General features: G+C 55.6%; 21 protein-coding genes and 3 pseudogenes. 12 read left to right on the top strand and 12 right to left on the bottom strand.

Annotated elements, in window-relative coordinates:
- Positions 1–145: 145 nt before the first annotated feature.
- The 3 genes from OAN307_RS16630 to OAN307_RS25470 are packed head-to-tail and all read right to left on the bottom strand — an operon-like array spanning position 146 to position 3,424.
- The gene (locus OAN307_RS16630) at positions 146–667 is read right to left on the bottom strand and encodes a hypothetical protein (protein ID WP_015500783.1); all 522 of its coding nucleotides are present in this window, start codon (positions 665–667) and stop codon (positions 146–148) included.
- 52 nt (positions 668–719) lie between these two features.
- Positions 720–1,724 (bottom strand): glycosyltransferase family 2 protein, encoded by a 1,005-nt coding sequence (locus OAN307_RS16625; RefSeq protein WP_015500782.1) that lies wholly within the window; start codon positions 1,722–1,724, stop codon positions 720–722.
- Positions 1,721–3,424, bottom strand: a complete 1,704-nt coding sequence (locus tag OAN307_RS25470) for a glycosyltransferase family 2 protein (protein WP_245540877.1) — start codon at positions 3,422–3,424, stop codon at positions 1,721–1,723. Before OAN307_RS25470 ends, OAN307_RS16625 begins: the two co-directional genes overlap by 4 nt.
- A gap of 248 nt (positions 3,425–3,672) precedes the next feature.
- Here OAN307_RS25470 and OAN307_RS16615 point away from each other — a divergent pair, with 248 nt between their 5' ends.
- Positions 3,673–4,272 carry a superoxide dismutase gene (locus OAN307_RS16615; RefSeq protein ID WP_015500780.1) on the top strand — a complete coding sequence of 200 codons (600 nt, stop codon included), beginning with the start codon at positions 3,673–3,675 and terminating at the stop codon, positions 4,270–4,272.
- A gap of 208 nt (positions 4,273–4,480) precedes the next feature.
- Here OAN307_RS16615 and OAN307_RS25465 read toward each other — a convergent pair whose 3' ends face one another.
- Positions 4,481–4,972: a Hint domain-containing protein gene (locus tag OAN307_RS25465; RefSeq protein WP_083903061.1), complete on the bottom strand. Its 492-nt coding sequence runs from the start codon at positions 4,970–4,972 to the stop codon at positions 4,481–4,483.
- 157 nt (positions 4,973–5,129) lie between these two features.
- Between OAN307_RS25465 and OAN307_RS26800 the strand changes: the two are divergent.
- A pseudogene (locus OAN307_RS26800) lies at positions 5,130–6,079 on the top strand (transposase); the annotation flags it as partial.
- A 360-nt stretch (positions 6,080–6,439) separates the two neighbouring features.
- On the opposite strand, the pseudogene OAN307_RS26795 reads toward OAN307_RS26800, so the two are convergent.
- Positions 6,440–7,753, bottom strand: a pseudogene (locus OAN307_RS26795) (IS110 family RNA-guided transposase).
- A 135-nt stretch (positions 7,754–7,888) separates the two neighbouring features.
- On the opposite strand from OAN307_RS26795, the pseudogene OAN307_RS26790 reads away from it, so the two are divergent.
- Positions 7,889–8,238, top strand: a pseudogene (locus OAN307_RS26790) (integrase core domain-containing protein); the annotation flags it as partial.
- Positions 8,239–8,484: 246 nt separating this feature from the next.
- On the opposite strand, the gene OAN307_RS16585 reads toward OAN307_RS26790, so the two are convergent.
- A complete protein-coding gene (locus tag OAN307_RS16585; RefSeq protein ID WP_015500777.1) occupies positions 8,485–9,066 on the bottom strand; it encodes an LOG family protein in 582 nt (193 codons plus the stop codon).
- A 114-nt stretch (positions 9,067–9,180) separates the two neighbouring features.
- Here OAN307_RS16585 and OAN307_RS16580 point away from each other — a divergent pair, with 114 nt between their 5' ends.
- The 8 genes from OAN307_RS16580 (at position 9,181) to OAN307_RS25440 (ending at position 17,028) form a co-directional block, all read left to right on the top strand.
- Positions 9,181–10,728 carry a LysM peptidoglycan-binding domain-containing protein gene (locus OAN307_RS16580; RefSeq protein ID WP_015500776.1) on the top strand — a complete coding sequence of 516 codons (1,548 nt, stop codon included), beginning with the start codon at positions 9,181–9,183 and terminating at the stop codon, positions 10,726–10,728.
- Positions 10,725–11,723 (top strand): XdhC family protein, encoded by a 999-nt coding sequence (locus tag OAN307_RS16575; protein ID WP_015500775.1) that lies wholly within the window; start codon positions 10,725–10,727, stop codon positions 11,721–11,723. Before OAN307_RS16580 ends, OAN307_RS16575 begins: the two co-directional genes overlap by 4 nt.
- Positions 11,724–11,799: 76 nt before the next feature.
- Entirely contained in the window at positions 11,800–12,285 is a 486-nt protein-coding gene (locus OAN307_RS16570; RefSeq protein WP_015500774.1) for a (2Fe-2S)-binding protein, read from the top strand.
- 90 nt (positions 12,286–12,375) lie between these two features.
- Positions 12,376–14,757, top strand: a complete 2,382-nt coding sequence (locus tag OAN307_RS16565; protein WP_015500773.1) for a xanthine dehydrogenase family protein molybdopterin-binding subunit — start codon at positions 12,376–12,378, stop codon at positions 14,755–14,757.
- A 120-nt stretch (positions 14,758–14,877) separates the two neighbouring features.
- Complete coding sequence (locus OAN307_RS16560; protein WP_015500772.1) at positions 14,878–15,666, top strand: FAD binding domain-containing protein; 789 nt, start codon at positions 14,878–14,880, stop codon at positions 15,664–15,666.
- A 599-nt stretch (positions 15,667–16,265) separates the two neighbouring features.
- Positions 16,266–16,526 carry a hypothetical protein gene (locus tag OAN307_RS25450; protein ID WP_051068040.1) on the top strand — a complete coding sequence of 87 codons (261 nt, stop codon included), beginning with the start codon at positions 16,266–16,268 and terminating at the stop codon, positions 16,524–16,526.
- A complete protein-coding gene (locus OAN307_RS25445; RefSeq protein WP_051068039.1) occupies positions 16,519–16,713 on the top strand; it encodes a hypothetical protein in 195 nt (64 codons plus the stop codon). Before OAN307_RS25450 ends, OAN307_RS25445 begins: the two co-directional genes overlap by 8 nt.
- 108 nt (positions 16,714–16,821) lie before the next feature.
- Positions 16,822–17,028 (top strand): hypothetical protein, encoded by a 207-nt coding sequence (locus tag OAN307_RS25440; protein WP_144055603.1) that lies wholly within the window; start codon positions 16,822–16,824, stop codon positions 17,026–17,028.
- 362 nt (positions 17,029–17,390) lie between these two features.
- Here OAN307_RS25440 and infC read toward each other — a convergent pair whose 3' ends face one another.
- Positions 17,391–17,939: a translation initiation factor IF-3 gene (gene infC / locus OAN307_RS16550; protein WP_083903059.1), complete on the bottom strand. Its 549-nt coding sequence runs from the start codon at positions 17,937–17,939 to the stop codon at positions 17,391–17,393.
- Between the two features lie 204 nt (positions 17,940–18,143).
- On the opposite strand from infC, the gene OAN307_RS29090 reads away from it, so the two are divergent.
- A complete protein-coding gene (locus tag OAN307_RS29090) occupies positions 18,144–18,896 on the top strand; it encodes a hypothetical protein (protein WP_015500769.1) in 753 nt (250 codons plus the stop codon).
- A 77-nt stretch (positions 18,897–18,973) separates the two neighbouring features.
- Here the strand turns inward: OAN307_RS29090 and OAN307_RS16540 are convergent, their stop codons facing one another.
- The 5 genes from OAN307_RS16540 to OAN307_RS16520 all read right to left on the bottom strand — a co-directional run bounded on the left by OAN307_RS16540 (position 18,974) and on the right by OAN307_RS16520 (position 23,085).
- Entirely contained in the window at positions 18,974–19,840 is an 867-nt protein-coding gene (locus OAN307_RS16540; RefSeq protein ID WP_044043922.1) for a ferredoxin--NADP reductase, read from the bottom strand.
- 92 nt (positions 19,841–19,932) lie between these two features.
- A complete protein-coding gene (locus OAN307_RS16535) occupies positions 19,933–20,349 on the bottom strand; it encodes a DUF934 domain-containing protein (RefSeq protein ID WP_015500767.1) in 417 nt (138 codons plus the stop codon).
- Positions 20,350–20,404: 55 nt separating this feature from the next.
- Positions 20,405–21,124: a phosphoadenylyl-sulfate reductase gene (locus tag OAN307_RS16530; protein ID WP_015500766.1), complete on the bottom strand. Its 720-nt coding sequence runs from the start codon at positions 21,122–21,124 to the stop codon at positions 20,405–20,407.
- Positions 21,114–22,778 carry a nitrite/sulfite reductase gene (locus OAN307_RS16525; RefSeq protein ID WP_015500765.1) on the bottom strand — a complete coding sequence of 555 codons (1,665 nt, stop codon included), beginning with the start codon at positions 22,776–22,778 and terminating at the stop codon, positions 21,114–21,116. The genes OAN307_RS16530 and OAN307_RS16525 overlap by 11 nt, the downstream gene beginning before the upstream one ends.
- Positions 22,771–23,085, bottom strand: a complete 315-nt coding sequence (locus OAN307_RS16520; protein WP_044043920.1) for a DUF2849 domain-containing protein — start codon at positions 23,083–23,085, stop codon at positions 22,771–22,773. Before OAN307_RS16520 ends, OAN307_RS16525 begins: the two co-directional genes overlap by 8 nt.
- Position 23,086: the final 1 nt, after the last annotated feature.

The raw sequence follows: 23,086 nt of genomic DNA, 5'->3' as shown, positions 1-23,086 counted from the left end.
GCGGAACCCTATTGATTTGTGTTAATCTCAGCCAGCGGGTGGCGCGTTTCTTTTTCTGCTGTGCAACTTATCCTGATGCCTTGTACAACGCATGATGCGAGTCGGAATACTATTCTTTGGCGACGCCACCAAAAAGGCTGTGCAGCTAGAAACCATGGCATGCGCGATCAATATAGATGCCCTTGATGGCGAAGTTATTAAGAATTTCGCGAAGCTGTACACAGTAGACATCTGTGCTCAGGTCTTCATATCGCAAGTCAACCGTGCTTGCACCCGAGCGACCCCATGCCAGCATTTCGAACACGCTTTGGGCGTGTTTGCTGTGCGTTTCGAACAGATAATGGTCCATGTCAGTTGGGAGCCCGTTCAAGTGGCCCTGATAAGTGCGCCCGCCAAGATCATCCCGCTTTTCCGCAAGGAATTTTTCGCGCCCGAGCGGGGCTTTGCGATGGTAACGCATGCCCGACAAAAGAACGTCTCGCGGATCACGAATCAAATGCAAAAAGCGGGCATGGGGCAAGGCGCGCAGTTCTGCGGGAAACGTACTTTGCCAACTCACGATGATCTGGGGGCCGGTTTTTGCGGCCTTTTCCAACTTGGCGGCGCGGTTGCACTGCATCAGGGGTACGTCTTGGTCGCGCTTTATCTCATGCAGGACGCGGCGCATCCAGACAGTTCCGGTTTATGGTGGGTGCCGACACAAAGGAAGCGAGACGACATTACGTCGCTTCCTTCATCTTTGCAAAATGCCCTGTGTCGATGAACGTGCGAAATTCCGCCACGGTGAGCTGGTAGTCCAGCACCCGTTGCGAACAGTCTGCGCAGGCATGCGTCAGTGCCGCAAGATCGCCGTCTTGCAACCAGTCGTCCATTTGTGCGCGCACACCGTCCAGCGGGATGGTTTTATCCTCGTGGGTGTTGATGTCGTATTTGTCCCAATATTCCATGTCGATACGGTCTTTGTTCTTGGAATTGGCCGTGCCGCGCAGACGTTTCAGTAGGAAGTCTTCGCGCGATTTAATCGCGTAGTGGTTCACTTGCGCAAATTTATTGGTGACGTTGTCCTGATTGCCGCGCCAGCCTTTGTGCAGGTATCTGTCGCCCATTGGCTGCCCCGCGGCGTTGGTCCAAGTGACCATGCCATCAACGACTTCGACTTTTTTATCGAATTTGGGGCGGTGTACGCCGAAAAAGCTGAATTTGGCGGGGCGGAACAGGGTTTTGAACCCCCAAACTAGGCCGTTCTCAGGATCGTCGAAGCTGGATCCACGGGTGAAACGTTCGCTCACCAAATCGGTCGACATTTTGGATTGGCCTTGGCTGCCCATCAAACGCCAGTTGATCGAAATCGCATCAGGTGCACCACAGGCGTCAATCAACGCGTCGACAGATCGATTACCTACGTGGATATTCAGGAATTCATCAGCGTCCACAATCAACACCCAGTCGGCGTTCTTGACCCAATCCATTTTATTGGCTCGCGAATAGGCCGCGCGTTGGGGGTCCATGCGCGGGCCCAGCGGATTGTCGAAATGTTTGATAACACCCATCTGGTCAAGCCGGTTCAGCATCAGGTTGGTGCCATCGGTGCAATCATTTGAAAATATACAGAATTCATCGATGCCGATGGATTTATGATAGGCTAGCCATTCCAGCAGGTAAGGGCCTTCGTTTTTCATTGTGGACACTAGGACCTTGCGGCCCGCATTTGGGGCTTTGGTCATTTTGTTGTCGCTTTCTTTGGGGCCACCGAGGTTTTGGCTGCCGGTTTCTTTGCGGGAGCCGTTTTTGCAGTCGTTGTTTTTGATACAACCGCCTTCGTCGCCGCGGCCTTGGAGCGCGGCTTTTTAGCGGGCGTTTTGCGCGCGGCGGGTTTCTTCGCGGCCACCTTTTTTGGTGCAACTTTGGGGGCCGGGACCGTGTCTGCAGGGCTTTCGATGGTTGTGGACTCATCAAGCGTGGCTTCTTCCACTATTTTATTCATGGATGGCGACGGTTGTTTCAGATCAATTGTCGCGGTGTGTTTGGCCATCACCCGTTTCGCGACAGCTGCCTTCTCCATCAGCTTGGCGCTACTTGGGTCGGCGGGGTCGGCGGCCTGCGCGGCAAGTGCTATTTTTTGCGTGCGCTCGTTGGCCAAAGGCACACCGAGACCCGCTGCCGCTCGCGTGTTCATGAACGGATTTTCCAAGGTGTCGCCCTTGGATTTTCTATCCCTAAGCTGATGTGAGTCGAGCTTTTCTTCCGCGTTTTCACCCGCAGATTCAAGCAGCGCCTTGCGGGTGTCACCCTTTTTGGCGGTTTGAGTTTGCGAAATCATCTTGGCGATCCTCTTGTCGGAAATCCCCGCGCCCTGAAGTTCCTTGACCTTCAGTTGCCATTCTTTGGGCAGGTGCTGGACGAACAAAACTTCGTCCAGCTTATCAAGCGGAACTTCTGATGCCTCTTTGAGATTGCTAATCCAAGTGTCGTATTCACCGGACGCGCGCAGCATTTCAACACGGGCTGCGTGAAATTCCAGCGCTTTGTCTTGCAGGTCGCGCATGATCGGGTCGGACAGTATTTGGGCCATTCTACGTTTCACGCCCCGCGCATGGCGTAAAACGTTCATATTTTCTTGTTCGTTTCGGTCGAACAGCGCGAAATAAGCCGCGTCATATTTGCCTTCTTTGTTGTTCACGTTGCCACGCACACGGCGCAGCAAATACGCTTCAAACGATTTGACGCCGTAGTGGTTCAGTTCAACCATGCCGTAGCCAAGTGTCGGCTTGGTGGATCGCCAGCCGGACAGCGAAAATTCGTCTGGCATCGGATCACCGGATCCGTTGAGCCAGAGTTGATCGAACAAAAGCTTTGCATTCGCAGGCTCTTTCTTGGCTTTCTTAATGTGGGGTCGATGGATGCCCATCTTCATATCGCGGAAGGGTTTGAACATTGTTTTGACGCCCCAACCCTTTTTGAACATGTCCGGTGCCGCATGGGTATAATTTTCAATCACCAAGCCGGGGTTCCAGTCGGTGATATTATCTGAGCCAAAGAAACGCCAAGTGATCGCGATGGCATCAGCCACGGGATCGATCCGTTCGATCAGATCGCTAATCCAGCCACGTCCAACTTTGATGGACACAAACTCGTCCGCGTCCATGGTCAGGATCCATTCAGAATCCACGACTTCTTCGTTTTGGCTGGCCAGTGTCAGGGCGTTAGGTTGGGGTTTCTTGCCCTCCGGCACATCGTTTTCGAAATGCTGAACCCAACCCAATTCTTGTAAACGAATGAGCATGTCATCCGTCCCGTCACTGCAATCGTTGGTGTAGACACAGATATTATCAAAGCCGACATGTTTGTGATAGGCGACCCACTCTACAAGCGAATGACCCTCATCTTTCATCATCGACAAAATTGTAAACTGATGTTTGGCCATCAAACGCGGCCCCGCTGGGTCTGGTACATCTGTTATCTGCTCTCAATTGGCCGCCGTGATTTATCTTGGCGGATTTGCCGGTTGGTCCGGTCGTTGCAACCACCATAAGGAAAACAGCCCCAAAGTCTACCGTTGCAAGCATGGACGAAATGCCGAATGCGACCAATTTGACTCATGAGCCTTGACGTTGGGACCCTTAAGGCTTTGTTAAGAGGCAGACAGCGTAATTCCAAACATGAGGTTTCCTAATGGCTTTCGAACTTCCCGATCTTCCATACGCCCACGACGCGCTTGCGGCCAAAGGCATGTCCGCCGAAACGCTTGAGTTTCACCATGACAAGCACCACAACGCCTACGTTGAAAACGGCAACAAGGCGATTGCGGGAACTGAATGGGATGGCAAGTCCCTCGAAGAGATAATCAAAGGCACGCATGATGCATCTGCCGTCGCGCAATCGGGCATTTTCAACAACATCTCCCAGCTTTGGAACCACAACCAGTTTTGGGAAATGATGGGTCCGAACGGGGCTATGATGCCGTCCGAGCTCGAATCCGCGATCAAAGACAGCTTTGGGTCTGTGGATGATTTTAAATCGCAGTTTTCTGCTGCGGGCGCAGGCCAGTTCGGGTCCGGTTGGGCGTGGCTGGTCAAAGACACTGACGGCAGCCTGAAAGTCACCAAGACCGAAAACGGCGTAAACCCTGTTTGCTTTGGTCAGACTGCCCTACTAGGGTGCGATGTGTGGGAACATTCCTACTACATCGACTTTCGCAACGCGCGGCCGAAGTATTTGACCAATTTCCTCGATAACTTGGTCAACTGGGAAAACGTCGCATCCCGTATGTGATGAGTTCTTGATTTTCTATCGGAAAGGCCCGCCTGAAATGGCGGGCCTTTTTTCTGTGTGGGCGCTGCTTTTGGCAGAAGACGTAATCAATGCCTATGCCCCGTCACAACGCAGCTTAAAAACGGACCCACAGTGGTGATGGTGACCAGCAAAAAGTGTCTCCCACCTGGGAGGCCATTCACCTTGAATTCTAGGTCAGGGCTTAAATTTAGTGCCGCGCTTCAAATCCCAATGACGCACATGCGATCTGGGTTTCGTGACTGCGCAAAACAGTTCGCGCATCGCGAAAACTGAGGTTGAGTTTACGATCACGCAATTCGGGGAACAGCGCCAAAATCTTATGAGCTTGATCAGACGCCAGCCCATTCATCGCATATTTGTAAGGCTGATAGCTTTCGGTCCAGACGGCGTCGACCATCAGAACCTCATGGCGGGCACACAATAGGTGCAAAAATCTGACATCACGCGGCGCGACTTTTTCGACACCAGGCATGCCGACAAGATGCTTGGCTGCTGCCAGCACCTCATCCTCACCGAAATTAACGGTCAGTTGCTGGCCGGTCAGCAGGATGCGGTGATTGGGTGACACAAGTATATCTTGCATCGGCACGCCGTTGCACAATGCGCCTTTTTGAATGCGGATCGGGCAGAGCCGTGCATCCGCGACTAGGGCTGCACGAACGAGATCCTTGCGGCCAATCCAGCGCGATTTCTAGAGTCCGTTGTCGCGTGTCATTGCATGATCGCCGACAGACAGGTTTTCAAATGCGATAAAGCCGCTGCCCCGGTAATCCCCCCCGAAGCTAAGGGAATGCGGACGCTGAATTTGCTCGGCAAACATGCATGAGGAGATTTTGATGAAGATGACGAGATATAGCGAACCCCAAATTCTTGCGATCCTACGCCAGGCTGAAGGCGGTGTGCCTGTAACGGAGCTGTGCCGCGAGCACGGGATGAGCAACGCCAGTTTCTACAAGTGGCGGGCGAAGTATGGTGGAATACCCTCTCAGGCTTTCACTCCGTAATCGCGTGCCGGGTAATAGACGCGTCGATGATCAGCCAGATGAAGGGGCTTAAGGACGAGAACCGACGGCTGAAGATGATGTATGGCGAGATGAGGATGCAAGCAGAATTGCTGAAGGAAGCCCTCGGAAAAAAGTGATCCGGCCAGCCTTGCGTCGGGGTCTGGCCGAACAAGCGGTTGCACGTCATGGCATCAGTATTGCGCTGGCCTGCCGCACCTTTGATGTCAGTGAGACGTGCTATCGTTACAGCCTGCTCTTGAGCGATGAGAACGAAGAGATTGCCGAACTGCGGGTTGGCCTGACCATTGCCGGGTTCTCACACATGCTTTGCATGTGTTGCCACGCAATGGACAGGCCAGTGTAAATGCCCAAGAAGGGCCGCGCGGAAGACTTGGGGGGGTGGATTATGTTTTTTTGCATCTGCGTAACGTGCAGCGCCATCCGTGGATACTGTCACCCGGCAGTGCATGTTTACATGCATGAGAGGGCACAAAAGGGTTTATCCCACTGGCCTAAGGGTGATTGTATGCAATCACCGTTAGGCGGATTTACTGCGCGTTGGAATTGAACTTGCGCCCTCTCGTGGTTTGAAGGCAAACCACTGCCGGGTAACAGATCAAGCCCTGAAAGCGATTGAAGCGGGACAAGCCCGACGCGCTGGCGGTGCCAGAAGCGCCAAACATGACGTGGTCGATCGCTGCCCGGCAGTTGATTGCTTTGCAATCGCCTGTCGGGCAATGGATGGTCGGGCGTTCCGGCTATTGAACGTACTGGATGACTTTAACCGTGAAGGGCTAGGCATCGTGGTCGACTTCCCCTGACCCGCCGAACGGGTCATTCGCAGCCTTAATAGGATCATTGAATGGCGTGGGAAACCAGAAACCATTCGGGTTCCTTCTCGGGATCGTGCTTCGTATAACCCAGCCAGGCAATGGATAACGTCCTATGCGCGGAATGATTAGCTGAATTGGCGTCAGGTTATTGTCGCATCGAGGCGTCTCGACACGTTAGAAGCATTGCTCAGTTTGGCATTTTGGTCAACGAACTGTCTCTCCCATAACAAACACAGAGTACGCTTTTGCGGCTCTCACCGTCCTTAAGACGAGATCTTTGGGTCGTTGAGCAGAAGGCCTAAACATTATCTACGAGGTCAGTTGTCTGCCTCCACGGCCCTTACAGAGAAAGGTCCTACTGCTGTCGATCACCCCTCAAAGAAGGGGCGATATGGTTCGCCGTGCTTGATGATCCCATGAACGGTTCGGGCCATCTTCGCTGCGATTGCGGTGTACGCCTTTCGGCGCAAATGGGTGTTGTGACGGTCTTTGGCGATGTAGCGCTCGAACTTGTCGCGGAAGCTGTTGGTGCGCTGCAGAATAGCAACCTGTCCAGCCATCCAAAGCGTTCGACGAAGCCGAGCATTGCCATATTTTGACAGTTTGGTTTGCCCTCTGAATGTACCTGATTGCATAGTCGCAAGGTCCATTCCACAGAACTTCAAAAACTGCCGGTGATGACGAAAGCGCCGTACATCCCCAGCTTCTGCCAAAATTGTCAAAGCATTGATGGGACCGATTCCAGGTATCGATGTCAGTAGCTTATAATCTGGTAGGTCCTTGAGAAGCGCGACGGCGCGATCTTCAATTTGATTGCGTTGCGCGATAAGACTGCGGCCTTCCCCGAGAACCAAGCGGAACATGCTTATCGCGTCGGAATCTGCGGCAACCGGCAGTCCGACTGATACTTTGGCAGTCTCGTAGATATCTGAAAGTAAACGCTCTTTTGCAACCTTGCGGCCCACCACATCCCAAGCGTCAGCGATGAATGCCTCCTTGCTCATGGCTGAGATCAAGTGTGGTGACGGATAACGTTCAAGGAAAGCAAAGAACCAGTCACTGCGAGAACTGCGAGAACTGCGATGGAAACGATCAGCTTCAGGAAAATACAGCGGCAGATAATGGGTTAAAACTCGGTGCCACAACTCGGTGCCACAACTCGGTCTTCGACTTGGATACGATGTCATGCGTTTTGGAACGCTCTTGGATGTCGTTAGTGCCACGCACGAGGGGGGCATGATAAAACTGCTCGTTCCCGATCTCCATCATGTGAAGAATGACCTGGGCATCCTTAGGGTCGTTTTTGTCCCAACTGTTGTGCAAGGCCTCTCGCGTTCTGGCCAGGGCCACAGATGACACCAACTTCAACTCAAAACCTGCTGCGGCAAGATGATAAGCCAAGGCACGGTGATAATTACCCGTTGCTTCAAAAGCTACACGGACAGGGCGGCCGTAGCAGGCAAGCGATGTGATTAGACGATTGAAGTCGTCTAGCTGGTTCAGAACAGTCAAACGACGGCGGCGCTTCTTGTCCGCAATAGCAATGAGACCTTCGTCGCGGGCCTTCGAGATATCGATGGCCACCAAAACGGGCGCAGTTTGTGTAATAATGATATCGGTCATAGTTGGTCTCCTTTGCGGTGTGGTTTGTACAAAACCACCGTAGGGACCTGAGGCACGGCTATGACCACCTGCTGCGTTATTTGGGGCTGCGCAGGCAGTCATAGCCTTAAATTAGCGATATTCCGAAGGTGTTATGGGCCGGAATACATCAGTGGCAAGCTGCAGGAATGGGCTGAAAAACAAGGTATTACCATCCAGTATATCCAACCGCACTCTCATGCATGTAAACATGCATTGCCGCGCAATGGGAAAGCCGCAACAGACCACTTGCATCGAGCGCTATAACCGCGCGGTTAGGCATGAATGGCTGGACCAACATATCATTGAAAACATACCGGAGGCGCAAGACTTCGCCACACAATGGCTATGGACTTACAACAATCCCTCTCGGGAGCATACTTCGTATGCCCTGCCGGGCAGTGGACCGCCCCAATATGGGCATGGGCGGCACAACACCCGCCCAGAAACTAAAGATGGCCGCGTAAGTTCTACCGCACCACCCCGTTAGAAATGGGGGGATTGCCAGTGGTTTTTCCTGAATTATGGCTGAACATAATCAGATCAACAAAATCAGGTACAAAAAGGCGAAAGTCGAATTAACGTGGCCTTAGTGTTTGGCAAAGTATCGTTGCCCTATGTGTCAAAAATGTGCTGCAATACTGCGTAGCGTGATAACAATGGGCTCCTCTAGGGGGAATAATTCGCGAATTTTCACCAATGGTTTTGATTCGTCAGGTTGCGCTGGCGCGCGTCGCCGCAAGGTCAGTGGTCAAAGTGTCCACATCTGGGACGACGTTCAGGAAATCGCGCAGGCTGGCATCGGCGAACCCTTGGTTGATGATCTGATCCATCAAGGCTAAAAGCGGGTCCCAATAGCCGTTTGTGTTCAAAACAAAGATCGGTTTTGCGTGCAGGCCAAGCTGCCGCCACGTTACAGCCTCGAACAACTCATCCATCGACCCCGCGCCGCCGGGGAGGACAACTACGGCATCGGCGTTCATCAGCATGACTTTTTTCCGCTCGTGCATGGTTTCGGTGACGATAAACGTGGTGAGGTCAGTTTTCCCAACTTCCCAGTCCAGCAGATGCTGTGGGATCACTCCGAATGTATCACCGCCGGCCGCCTGCGCTGCGCGCGCCACGCGTCCCATTAAGCCGACATCACCCGCGCCGTAGACCAATCGCCAGCCATTGCGTGCCAGCATCGTGCCGCATTCGGTTGCGGCTTGGGCATAGGCAGGATCGGCCCCATCGCGTGAACCACAATAGACGCAAACAGAAAAGCTGCGCTTGAAGGATGTGCTGGGGGTCATGACGCGATCCGATCACAGTTGGGTGGAGGGCAAAAGCACCTTTTGACCCCTGATAGTCCCGTTGCTACAGTCTGCCAACTGTTGGGGAGCTAAATCTTGCAAACGAGAAATTTAATGATCACTGGTGGCCTTGTATCGGCGTTGGCGATTGCTGTTGCGATGTATCTACGACCGATACCGGATCAGTCCAGCGCGCAGCCTGCGCCCATCCAAAACCCAGTCCAAGATCGGGGGCAAGATGTGGCGCTTGAATCCGTCGTTCCTGATCCCGTCGCCGAAGAAGACATCGGCGCGTCCCCCCCCGTAGATGAAGGGCAAGTGCTGCAACCCGCGGACCGGCCTCCTGAAGCCATTGTCACATTGCGCGACCTGCGGTTTGAACCCGATGGTGGGTTTGTTGTGTCCGGTCTGGCCACGCCGAACCTGCCCGTCGCCGCGATGGTGAACGATGTTGAAGTCGAACGCGTCATGGCCAGCGCGGACGGTACGTTCTTTGTCGTCGGTTTCTTGGGCTTTTCAGATACGCCGCGGATATTGACAGTCTTGAGTGATCCTGATGGGGCGGCGATGCTGCCGGACCGAACGTTTGCGCTGGCCGCCAATCCGGCGCCGACTGTTGTTGCGATTGCTGAGGCGCCTGATACCCCGCCAGAAGTCCCCGCAGGCGAGAATGGCACGCCTGATGTTGCTGAGGCTCAGGCGCAAGTGGTCACAGGTGTAGCGGCAGATGTCGTCACACAGGTCGCGCCATCGCCAGTTGTTGAAACACCGAGCGGCGCATCCACCGAGACACCGAATGATGAGCCAGTTGCCGCGCTCGACCAAACACCCGATGAAATGTCCGATGAAACACCCGTAGAAACCATTGCCCAAGCGCCCGTCGCAGTTGTTGACCAAGCACCGGTTGAAGCCGTAAATACTGAAAAACCTGTCGTGACAGCGACTGAGATTCCGGCTGACACGCCAACACCAGACCCCACTCCAGCAGAGCAAACGCCAACAGAGGTCGTGATTGCCAGCGAAGATGCGCAAAGCAATCCATCCAACCCGTCCACCCCCGCCATTCTTGCCATCACGCCAGACGGCGTCGAGGTGATCCAGCCAGCGATTGCAGCGGACACGCCGCCAGAAGTCATGTCCAATGTCGCCCTCGATGCCATCACCTATGAGCCGTCTGGCGATGTAACCTTGCGCGGCCGCGCCACCTTACAGGGTGAGGACGGGTTTGTGCAGGTCTATGTCGACAACACGCCCGTTAGCCGCCTGCCAATCGATGAAAACGGCACTTGGCGCGGCGATCTGCCGGACGTGGACGCCGGCGTTTACACCTTGCGCATTGATGAAATTGACGCGGAGGGCGACGTTGTCAGCCGGATTGAAACGCCGTTTCTGCGCGAAGACCCTGAGAATGTGATTGCGGCCATGGCCGAGGACGTAGCCAACCCGAACTTCACCGTGGCAACGCGGACCGTACAGCCCGGCGCGACACTGTGGGCGATTGCAGAAGAACGCTACGGGTTGGGGATTTTGTATTTCAAAGTATTCGAGGCCAACCGCGACCGGATTCGCGACCCCGACCTGATTTATCCCGGTCAGGTGTTCACGATACCGCCGCCCGACCGCAAAGACGTTAGCCCAGACGACAGCGGGGGCGACAATTGAGCGATCTGGGTGGTCTGCCTCGGCTAGCATTGGACTGGCATCTTGCAGGGCGCGGCGTGGTTGTGGCCACCGTTGTCGAAACATGGGGGTCCGCCCCGCGACCCGTTGGCAGCCAATTGGTGATTCGCGATGACGGCCACATGGAAGGGTCCGTGTCGGGTGGTTGCGTTGAGGGCGCGGTGATCACCGAAGCACTGGACGCGCTAGAGGGTGGCCCAGACCAAAAGCGCGCGCGACTGATGGAATTCGGTGTTACCAACGATGAGGCCTTTGCGGTGGGGCTTGCCTGCGGTGGCCGCATCAAGGTGTTGGTCGAAGCAATACATGGGGAAGCTTGGGATTTAGGAACGCTTACCGAATTAGTAGCAAGGCGGGAACGCCGAGAGCCCGTTGCCTACGCCGTTGATATTGATGACCTTCACGGTTCAGTTCCCAGACGGATATTTGGCGCAGATGCTTACCCTGACCGATTTCGACTGGATCGCTCAGGCGTGGAAGACGATGGGCGCACGTTCGTCGCCGTTCATAACCCACCCTTGCGGATGTTTATTGTCGGCGGTGTGCATATCGCGCAATTCCTTGCAGTGATGGCGCGCGCCTGCGGCTATGACGTTGTACTGGTCGATCCACGCCCCGCATTCGCGTCGCCAAAGCGGTTTCCCGACCTGAAAATCTTGGACGATTGGCCGGATGCGGCGTTAGAATCCGCGGGCTTAGATGCGCGCTGCGCCATTGTTACGTTGACCCATGATGCGAAACTGGATGATTCGGCGATCATGGCGGCACTGCGCTCGGATGTGTTTTACCTTGGATGTCTTGGGTCGAAACGCACCCACGCCAAACGCGTGCAACGGCTGGTTGAAGCTGGATTTGACATGGACGCAATCGCGCGGATTAACGCGCCAGTTGGTCTTGATATTGGCGGGCGTTCACCCGCCGAGATTGCAGTGAGTGTCATGGCGCAGGTGACGCAAATCTTGCGTCAAGGAAAATGATCGCGAAAAGGTGTTCTCAGATCGTTGATGGCGTGCTTAACTCGCACCAACACTTGCATATCTGGGAGGATCGCACATGGCACAGGTTTCAATGACGGTGAATGGAAAAGCTGTCAGCGGCGACGTCGAAGGGCGAACGTTGCTGTCGGAATTTCTGCGCGTAGATTTGAATTTGACCGGCACGCATATTGGCTGTGACACCAGCCAGTGCGGGGCTTGCGTCGTGCATGTGAATGGCGAAGCGGTAAAGGCCTGCACGATGTTTGCGGCCGAAGCGGACGGTGCAGACGTTGGCACGATCGAAGGTCAGGCAAATGAAGACGGGTCGCTGAACGTGATCCAGCGGGCGTTCCAAGATCACCACGGATTGCAGTGCGGATTTTGTACACCGGGTATGGTGATGTCTACGGCGTCCCTGCTCAAGGATAATCCGAAACCGTCGGTGCAAGACATACGCACCTATCTTGACGGCAATATCTGCCGCTGCACCGGATACCACAACATCGTCAAAGCGATCATGGCTGCGTCTGGTCAGGATGTATCGCGCATCGCCGCTGAATAAATTCGCCAGTTCATCCAGCTTTGGCTGTTTTCGCGGGGAGGCGAGGACGGCGCATCAAAGCGGATGAGCGGCTTTTAGGGAGGACTAAGAATGCCCAAAGACAATACACAGGTAGATGGCGGAATTGGCGCCAGCACGCTGCGCCGCGAAGATATCCGGTTTTTAACCGGTGAAGGCACATATACCGATGACATCCAACTGCAGGGACAGACCCATGCAGTGTTTGCGCGATCTGACGTCGCCAACGGGGTCATTAAGTTAATTGATACCAGCGCGGCAGCGGCCATGCCCGGCGTGTTGGCGGTGTTCACAGGTGAGGATTTTGTCGAAGTTGGCGGCAACCCCGCAGGCTGGCTGATAAATTCACGCGATGGCGAGCCGATGAAAGAACCCAAGCGCCCCGTTTTAGCCCACGGCAAAGTGCGCCATGTGGGGGACGCATACGCGGCGGTCGTTGCTGAAACCCGCGCGCAGGCGATGGACGCTGTGGCTGCGATCGAAGCCGATATAGAAGAACTGCCATCGGTGATCAACATGGCCGAGGCGGTCAAAAGCGGCAATCTGGTCCACGACGAAATTGCAACCAACGTTTGTTTTGACTGGGGTTGGATCGAAGACAACCGCGCGGTGACGGACGCAGCGATCAAGGCCGCACCCCATGTGACGACACTGGAATTGGTGAACAACCGTCTGGTGCCCAATGCGATGGAACCACGTGCATCTACTGCTGACTACAACCGTGGTACGGGTGAATACACACTCTATACGACGTCGCAGAACCCGCACCTGACGCGGCTGCTGATATCGGCGTTTGTACTGGGCATTCCCGAGAATAAACTGCGGGTCGTGGCACCTGATGTCGGCGGCGGTTTTGGATCCAAAATCTATCACTACGGCGAAGAGGCGCTGGTGCTGGCGGCATCCAAAAAGCTAAGACGCCCTGTCCGCTGGACCGCGTCACGGTCTGAAAGTTTCCTGGCCGATGCCCACGGGCGCGATCACGTCACCAAGATCGAACTGGCCTGCGAAAAAGACGGTACATTCATCGCGTTTCGCACGGAAACCATGGCGAACGTCGGCGCGTACTTGTCGAACTTTGCTACCGTCACGCCGACGTTTTTGCATGGCACATTGATGGCAGGCAATTACACGGTTCCAAATGTCTATGTGAACGTGAAGGCGGTGTTCACCAATACCGCACCTGTTGACGCCTATCGTGGCGCTGGGCGGCCTGAGGCCACCTATTCCCTTGAACGGGTGATCGACATGACCGCGCGCGAATTGGGGATGGACCCGATTGAATTGCGGCGGATGAACTTCATTAAACCTGATCAGTATCCATTCGCGTCAGCGGCGGGTCTTGAATACGACAGCGGCAATTACGACCGGCAGATGGACAAGCTTGAGGTGATGATTGACCGCGACGGGTTTGAGGCGCGCCGCGTTGAGAGCGCGAAAAACGGCAAACTGCGCGGCCTTGGTCTGAACGCTTACATTGAGGCCTGTGGTATCGCTCCGTCCAATCTGGTTGGCATTCTTGGTGCGCGGGTTGGGCTGTACGATGCGGCCACGGTACGGGTGAACGCGACGGGCAGTCTGGCCGTTATGGTCGGGGCGCACAGCCACGGGCAGGGGCATGAAACAGCCTTTCCGCAGATCGTCGCGGATATGCTGGGGATTGATGCACAAAGCATTGAAATTGTGCATGGCGACACGGCGAAAATCCCCTTTGGCATGGGAACCTACGGGTCGCGGTCTTTGGCGGTGTGCGGATCGGCAGTGGTGCGGGCAACGGAAAAGATCATCGTTAAAGCCAAAAAGATCGCAGCGCATATGCTGGAAGCGTCGGACGCGGATATCGAACTTGTCGATGGACAGTTTACAGTCGCAGGCACCAACAAATCGGTAAGTTTCGGCGAGGTCGCACTGAAGGCCTATATCCCGCATCAATACCCGATTGAAGACATCGAACCGGGGCTTGAGGAGACGGCGTTTTATGACCCCGCGAACTTTACATATCCGTCAGGCGCCTATGCCTGTGAGGTCGAGGTTGATCCTGAAACTGGCAAAGTCACTATCGAAAAGTTTGCGGCAGCGGATGATTTTGGCAACATCATCAATCCGATGATCGTAACGGGGCAGGTGCATGGCGGTATTGGCCAAGGCGTCGGACAAGCCTTGATTGAACAGACAAGCTATGACGGCGACGGCCAACTTCTCAGCGCGTCCTATATGGATTACGCGATGCCGCGGGCGGACGATTTTCCGTTTTTTCAGGTGAACCATGAGGACGGAACGCCGTGTACGCACAATCCGTTGGGCGCTAAAGGCTGCGGTGAAGCGGGGGCGATTGGATCGCCGCCGACGGTCGTCAACGCTGTGATCGACGCGCTGCAACGGGGCGGCAAAAATGTCACCCACATCGACATGCCCCTGACGCCGAGCCGCGTATGGGAGGCGATGAACAGGTGATCGAACAGGGCTGTGCCCTGTTCGATCCGTGGGGCTCTGCCCCGTTCTTCGAACCCCCCGGGGTATTTTTGAACCAAAGAAGCGTAACGCGGCATTTGGCGACACAAAGGAAGACAAGAGATGTATAACTTTGAAATGACACGGCCTCACACGATTGCGGATGCAGTCGCTGCTTTGAAAGAGGAAGACGCACAGGCGCTGGGCGGTGGGCAGACGTTGATCCCCACGCTTAAACAGCGACTTGCGATGCCATCGACCTTGGTCAGCCTGACGGCAATCGGCGAAATGCAAGGCGTGTGTATGTCCACCGCCGGTGAGGTTTGCATCGGTGGCGCGACGACCCATGGGAGCGTTGCACGCGAGGCCACAGCCTATCCCGGCTTGATGGCACTGGCAGCGCGGATCGGTGATCCTGCGGTGCGCAATCGAGGCACCATCGGCGGTAGTTTGGCCAACAACGACCCATCGGCCTGTTATCCGGCTGCTGCCTTGGCATCCGGTGCGAGCATCATCACCAACAGCCGCGAAATTGCCGCCGATGACTATTTTCAAGGCATGTTTACCACCGCTTTAGAGGAGGGCGAGATCATCACTGAAGTCCGCTTTCCGGTGCCCGAAAAATCCCACTATGAAAAATTTGTCCAACCTGCATCACGGTTCGCGCTGGTGGCTGTCATGGTCGCAAAATACGCCGACGGTGTGCGGGTGGCTGTGACGGGGGCTTCTGAAAGTGGCGTGTTCCGCTGGCGTGACGCCGAGGCTGCGCTGAGCGCTGACTTCTCAGCTGACGCATTGGGCGAATTGTCTTTGGCCGGTGACGGAATGATTGCTGACCTGCATGGATCGGGGGCCTACCGTGCCCATTTGGTAAAGGTCATGACAGGCCGCGCGGTCACTGCCTCCAACTAATCTGTCGGTTGATGTGTTAGTTGGTGGTCGGCGACTGAAACCTAAATAGGGCCTATGCGACATTGTCGCGGGGGCCTTTTTGTGGGCAATATGCGGGCACCTGCTGAGCTGCTGGCGGAATTTCGCAAGCGCTTAAACTGTGCCGGAACTGTTGGCATTCTTTGGTCGTTATCTCTGCGATCCCACATAAACCGAGTTCCAGAAAACTGAGGTTTCCAAGGTCCAAATTAATATTCCACTTCAACGTCGATTGTCTTGTCGTCGAGCATGGCTGTCGGGCCCGCATAGTCGCAAGAAACGGCCCCGATCCGCGATCCTGCGTCGCCACAACTGCCGCGCACCCTCGACGGCAGGCTGATTTAGAGCGCCGATGCGCGGTCTCGCGCACTTGGCGCAACTGTTCAGGGGGAGGCCGATTAGGTTGCTGTGTAGGCGTCAAATGAGGGCGTTGCGGCTGAAAAAGCGACCGCTGCCAGGGTCGTGGCGCGCGTCGCGCAGGCCGCACAAGTCACTCAAGCAGTGCCCTCAAGTCTAAGGAAACGGTAGAAGAGACACCAACAGCCGCTGCCGCGTCAGACAATGAGGTTGAGGGGGGAATTATGACCAAAACATTTGTCGAAGGTGACGTTCGCACCGCAGATAACGATTTTGAAGCCGCAGCAATCAGTGATGTTGCAGCATCTTCCGGTATCAACAACGGCGGCTTGACCAATTTCGCAAAGGCCCTTCTGGTCGGTCTTGGTGCGGTTGCGATCAGATCGATTTTGTCTAACGGCGATGGAGTTGTGTCAAACTTCGGCGACCGCGTTGTGTTGCAAGGCACTGACGTGCAGTTGCGCGTTTTGAAAGACGATGGATGATGTGCTGCTGCGCCAGCCCGGATCCCAAGTGCGCACCGAAACGTTCAATGATGGCTCTACCCGCTCGTTTGTGACCCGCTCTGATGGCAGCGAAGCTGTCACAATCCGTGCCGCTGACGGTCGCGTTCTGTGCCGCGCCTTGGTTTTGGCCGACGGCAGCCAGATTGAATTGTTCGACGACACGTAAGAAGTACGCGCCATCGGCGGGTCAACTTTGCCGCGTGCGCCAGTCCTAGCAAATCTGACATCATCAGCTGTCACCGAGGCCCAATTGCGCGCGGCATTGGTGGCTGAAATGGCTGTCCCGCTAGATCGGACGTTTTCGTTGCGCCAAGTGCGGTCCATCCGTAAGGTGAGCGAATTGTCCCCTGTGATTAAACTTAGCGCGATCACGTTGCCCTCGGGGTCTGCCGCGATCCAGCCTGATCAGTCACGCAAGCTGGTGATCCTCGCACGGCCATCAAAGACCCGATCGTTGAGCGTGCGGGCGAAGTGTTCTTGATTGAGGGTCACATGGATGCAGTGACGCAGAGGGCTAGAATTTTGCGCGGTCGGATCGCCGCGCAGAGACCGTTGCACTGGCGCTGACGCAATACTTCGACGTGCCCGCGGCGAAGCTTGCGACGTAAGGCTGCGGTGAATCGCTGCTGAAAGTTCAGACGCAACCGGCTGAACAGGCCAGTCGCCGCGCCACCGTGCGCAACATAACGCAACTGCTGCGTTAACAGTTTAGTTTGACGTCAAGAAAGACCCGCTGTCCAAACAGGGAGTGCGGGCCTTTTTCATGAACGACATGTCGGAAAAACGATGAGAGCGCCGTTCAGTTGAGAACGACGCTCCAAATCTTGATCCAAACAGGCGCAGTTACTTCTGGGGCAATGGTCCGATCAGCATGACCATTTGGCGGCCTTCCATCTTCGGGAAGTTCTCAACCTTGCCCTGATCGGTGGTATCGGCGGCAACGCGCTCAAGCAATTCACGGCCCAAGTTCTGGTGCGCCATTTCGCGACCACGAAACCGCAATGTCACCTTCACCTTGTCACCATTTTCGAGGAACTTATACACGTTGCGCATTTTTACGTCGTAGTCATTGATATCGGTGTTTGGTCGAAACTTAACCTCTTTAATCTCGATGATTTTCTGCTTTTTGCGGGCCTCGGCCTCGCGCTTTTGGGTCTCGTATTTGAATTTGCCGAAGTCCATGATTTTACAGACGGGCGGCGTCGCATTGGGTGAAATTTCTACCAGATCGAGGCCAGCCTCATCCGCCATCTGCATAGCGCGCTCAGGCGTCACAACGCCGGCGTTTTCGCCATCTGCGCCAATAAGGCGAATTTCAGTGGCGCGAATTCGGTCATTGACGCGGGGGCCGGTGTCACGCTGCGGCGGTGCGTTATGGGGTCTGCGGGCTATTGGACTTTTCCTTTGATTGTTCTGCTTTCAGGCGGTCATCGTAAACCCGAGTGCGGTGCACTTCAAGGCGCAAAAATTCTAAATCGACGGCTCTATCTAAGGGGGAAGGTAGCCCCCGCTTCCCGCTTTTCTTTGCACGCGCAGCATGGCATATGTCCGCCGGAGTTCCATTTTGGGGCTACAAGTTTTTGAAGGACGAAGAACATGAGAGGCACGATCGCAATTATTGCCATCGCAGTACTGGGCTTTTTTGGTTACCAATGGGGCGTTAACGACACGAACCCGGCGCAGGTTTTTTCAGGTGTAACTGAAATGGTGTCTGACGCTGCTGAAGGTGCTACGGACGAAGCCGCTGAAGAAGAAGCCACCGCTGCCGCAGAAGAAGCCGCTGCAGCTGCCGCAGAAGAAGCCGCTGCAGCTGCCGCAGAAGAAGCCGCTGCAGCTGCCGCCACCGCTGCCGCAGAAGAAGCTGCCGCTGCCGCAGAAGAAGCTGCCGCCACCGCTGCCGCAGAAGAAGCTGCCGCTGCCGCAGAAGAAGCTGCCGCTGCCGCAGAAGAAGCTGCCGCCACCGCTGCCGCAGAAGAAGCTGCCGCCACCGCTGCCGCAGACGAAGCTGCCGCCACCGCTGCCGCAGACGAAGCTGCCGCCACCGCTGAAGGCGTCGAGACAGTGACTGAAATGGTCGACGATGTTGTCGTGTCCGTTGAAGGCGCTGTGACAGACATGGTTGACGACATTGCTGTTTTGACGGGCGATGCTGCTGGACGTGTTGGCGACATGGGGGCGGCACTGACAACCGAAGGGTTCGATTTCGACGCGGTTGCCGCGATGATCGAAAACTCCGATCTGGATGCGACCACCAAGGCCGTGTCCCGTGCAGGCCTGATCGGTGCTCAGCGCAATCCTGCACTGCTTGAGGGCACACTCGCGCGTCTGCGCACCATCCTCGGCATGTAAGCTTTGCTGCAAACTAAATAGAGAGGGCCGCTCACCATTTATTGGCGAGCGGCCCTTTTTTGTCTAATAATTAGTGTTTATTCTAAGAACGCTTTCTCGACCACATAGTGCTGTGGGTTGGAATTAGCGCCTTCGAGCAGTCCATAATCCCCAAGCATCGCCTTAAGTTCCAGATTAAACGCCATATTGCCGCAAATCATCGCGCGGTCGCTTTCAGGGTTCAGCGGTGGCACGTCCAGATCGGTGAACACCGCACCGGACTTCATCAGATCGGTGATCCGGCCCATCTTTGGGCTCTGCTCACGGGTTGTGGTCGGGTAGTATTTGATCTTCTTCCAGAACCCATCGCCGATGACGTCGTTCAGCAATTCATCCGTCTTAAGGCCTTCGATCAGATCGTGGCCGTAGGTCAGTTCACCAACTTCGCGGCAGGTGTGGGTGATGATGATTTCGTTGTAGTCTTCGTAAGTTTGCGGTTCGCGCAGCAGGCTGGCGAAGGGTGCAAAACCCGTGCCGGTGGCAAAGAACCACAGCCGTTTACCGGGCAGCAATGCGTCGTGCACAAGCGTGCCAACGGGTTTGGGGCGCAGGATGATTTGTTGTCCGACTTCAAGGTGTTGTAGACGCGATGTCAGGGGGCCGTCTTGCACTTTGATGGAATAGAATTCCAACTCGTCGTCCCAGTTTGGTGACGCGATGGAATAGGCGCGCAGCAGCGGTTTGACCTTGCCGGTTTCAGGGTGCGGATCGCCCATCAACCCGATCATCACGAATTCGCCGGACCGAAACCGCATCGACGCGGGCCGCGTGCAGCGAAAGCTGAACAGGCGGTCTGTGTAGTGTTTCACTTGCGTGACCGTTTGCGCGTCGGGCAGGGTGGGGACGGCTTTGGTGATGGGGCTTATATCGTTTTGAAAATTCGGCACGGTTGTCATTTCTGTCATGTGTTTATGGCGCAAGCCTGTGCTCGCGCCCCTTTGTTACGCTGTGATTATTACGCTGTGATCTGGATCAGTTAAAGGGTCGATGTTGCGACTTAGCCGCGCAGCCGCGCTTGATAATCATGGGCGCGCCAATCGGCGCGTGCCAACCATTGCGGTTCTGGCTGGCGGGCCGCAAGATCATCTGAAATCTCGACCTCGTCAAACCCCGCGCGCCGCGCCATGGCGTATTGGTCGGCGATCACATGGCCGCGCGCGCGCAGACGGCCCACAAACCCCATGTGGCGCAATTGTGCTGCAATTGTGAACCCGCGCCCGTCGGCAAAGCTGGGAAAATCGATGCGGATCATGGCGGTCTTTTCCAAACACTCGACCAGATCGGCAGGATCGGCATCGGACGCCAGATCAAGTGCGGCGGCGCTGCAATCATTCGCAGCGCGCTCGGCCGCAGCCACGAAACCTGTGGTCCAGTCATCGGCGGCAAAGCCAGCATCGGTTACAAGTACATTCATCGTTTAATCCTGTTCTTCATCGGCTCAACTTCATCTTGGCCAATATAACTCAAATTCAGGCGCTGCGCTGCGCGCCGCCATCACGGACATGAATCCCACATTCAGTCTTTCCCTGATCGCGCCAACGGCCCGCGCGGGCATTTTCGCCAGACCCGACTCGCGTGGTGCAGGGCGCGCAGCCGACGCTTGGAAACCCTTTTGCCACCAGCGGGTGACGCGGCAGATTGTGCGTCGCGATATAATCGCGCAGATCACCGCTGTCCCACCGCGCAAGCGGATTGACCTTCACCCGTGGCATCCGACCGAGCGGTCGATCGACCTCAAACAGGTCCAACGCCTGACGCTCGCCCCCTTGATAGCGTTTGCGCCCTGAAATCCAGCCGTCAAACCCAAGCAATGCCTTTTGCAAAGGTTCGGTTTTGCGCAAGGCACAGCAGGCATCGGGGTCATGCAGGTGCAGCAGGTTTTCGTTGTCGCGTTCAAACAATACATCCCGCGTGGCGCGGATGACCTGCACGTTGCTCAGCCCGAGCGTCGCCGCCACGTCGCGCTGATAGTCGAGCGTTTCGGCGAACAGCATTTCCGTGTCAATGAACAACGCGGGCACGGACGTGTCAATCTGCGCCGCCATGTGCAGCAAAACAACGCTTTCTGCGCCGAAAGAACTGACCAGCGCCATGTCGCCAAAGCTGCTTAAAGCATGGGCCAACACGTCCTGTGCATCACGGTCTTTGTAGATACGGTTCAGCGTTTGGGTTTGTCCATCAAGCGGCATTGGCTCTCTCCTGTGGATAAAGAATTGCTTTGAAAGGGGCGACGCCGAGGCGACGGTAGGCGTCTAGGAATGTCTCGTCAGCGCTATTGCGCAGGTCCATATAGCCCAGCACCAGACGTTCGATCGCTGGCACGATGTCATCTGCGCTGAACCCCGGTCCGGCGCGTTCGCCGACGGCGGCGGTTTCAGTGTGATCACCACCAAGCGTGATCTGGTAGTTTTCCACACCCGCGCGATCAAGGCCAAGTATGCCAATGTGACCGACATGATGATGGCCACAGGCGTTGATGCATCCTGAGATTTTGATCTTCAACGCTCCGATGTCGTGTTCGATCTTCAGTTCATCAAACCGCATGGCGATCTCTTGTGCCACGGGGATTGAGCGCGCGGTGGCCAAGGCGCAGTAGTCCATACCGGGGCAGGCGATGATGTCAGACGCGAGGCCGATGTTGGCCGTGGCGAGGTCAGCGGCGCGCAAAGCTGTATAGAGTTTTGGCAGGTCAGATTTGTGCACGTGGGGCAGGATGACGTTTTGTTCGTGGCTGATGCGCAGTTCATCGTGACCGTAGGTGCGGGCAAGATTGGCCATAACGCGCATCTGATCTGCCGTCGCATCGCCCGGTGTCGCGCCATGTTTTTTGATGGAAATGCTGACGATTGCGTAGCCATCTGCGCGGTGTTGCGTCAGGTTCGTATCGGTCCAAGACCGAAACGCCGGGTTTGCGATACGCGCGGCCTCATAGCCTTTTGTGTCGGCGATTTTGAACGCAGGTGCTGCGAATTGTTCTGCGATCGCTGTCAGAATTTCTTGGTCTATACCACTGAAAGAAGGTCGAATTTCCGCAAACCGCGCGTCCACCAAGCGGCGGATTTCGTCAATGCCGTGTTCGTGTACGGTGATCTTGATACGGGCCTTATATTTGTTGTCGCGCCGTCCAAGACGGTTCCAGACAGACACTATCGCTTCGACATAAGGCAGAAGATCCGCTTGTGGTAGGAAGTCGGTGATGACCTTGCCGATCATTGGCGTGCGGCCAAGACCGCCACCGACGATGACCTCATAGCCAGCAGCGCCATTCTGCATCACCATGCGCAGGCCAATATCATGGGCTTTGGTCACTGCGCGGTCGTTGGGTGATCCGGTGATTGCGATCTTGAATTTGCGCGGCAGGAACTGGAATTCTGGGTGGTCGGTGGACCACTGGCGCAGCAATTCAGCGACCGGACGTGGGTCGGCGATTTCGTCTGCGGCGGCGCCTGCAAAATGATCTGCAGTGACATTTCTTATTGTGTTTCCAGAGGTTTGGATAGCGTGCATGCCGACGTCCGCGAGGTCGGACAGCATATCGGGCACGTCGCCTAATTCAGGCCAATTGTACTGGATGTTTTGACGGGTCGTGAAATGGCCATAGCCCTTGTCATAGGTTTCGGCCAGATGTGCGAGCATGTCCATTTGTGTCGAATTCAGCGTGCCATATGGCACTGCGACGCGCAGCATGTAGGCGTGCAGTTGCAGGTAAAGACCGTTCATCAAACGCAGCGGTTTGAATTCGTCTTCAGTGAGGGAACCGTCGATGCGGCGCGCAACCTGATCCCGAAACTGGGCAACGCGTGTCCGAACGAAACCTTCGTCGAAGTCATTGTATTTATACATTGTTTTCTACCTTATCGACTTGCTTTCCGTGGGCATAATTGGACGGGCCGCGCGTGCGAAAGTCTTCACGAAAGTGGGTGGGTTCGGGGCCGTTGTCGCCCATGACAGCATCCGCCAGATACACGCCGGCAATCAGGTGTGCCTGCGTGTCGGCGTCCATCATGCGCAGGTCGGCGGTCGCCTCGTCGGTGATGAATTCAGCGTCACGAATGTTGTCTGACCAGTGGCCATTGGCCGTGAGCCAGACAGCATCACCCTGCATAAGACGGTTTGCAGTGACGACTTTTGGGGTGAAAATGCGCGCCATG

Origin of the sequence: Octadecabacter antarcticus 307 (assembly GCF_000155675.2) — a bacterium.
Taxonomy (GTDB): Bacteria; Pseudomonadota; Alphaproteobacteria; order Rhodobacterales; family Rhodobacteraceae; genus Octadecabacter; species Octadecabacter antarcticus.
The sequence above is the reverse complement of the archived record's forward strand: the minus strand, read 5'-3'. Positions and strand labels throughout refer to the sequence as shown.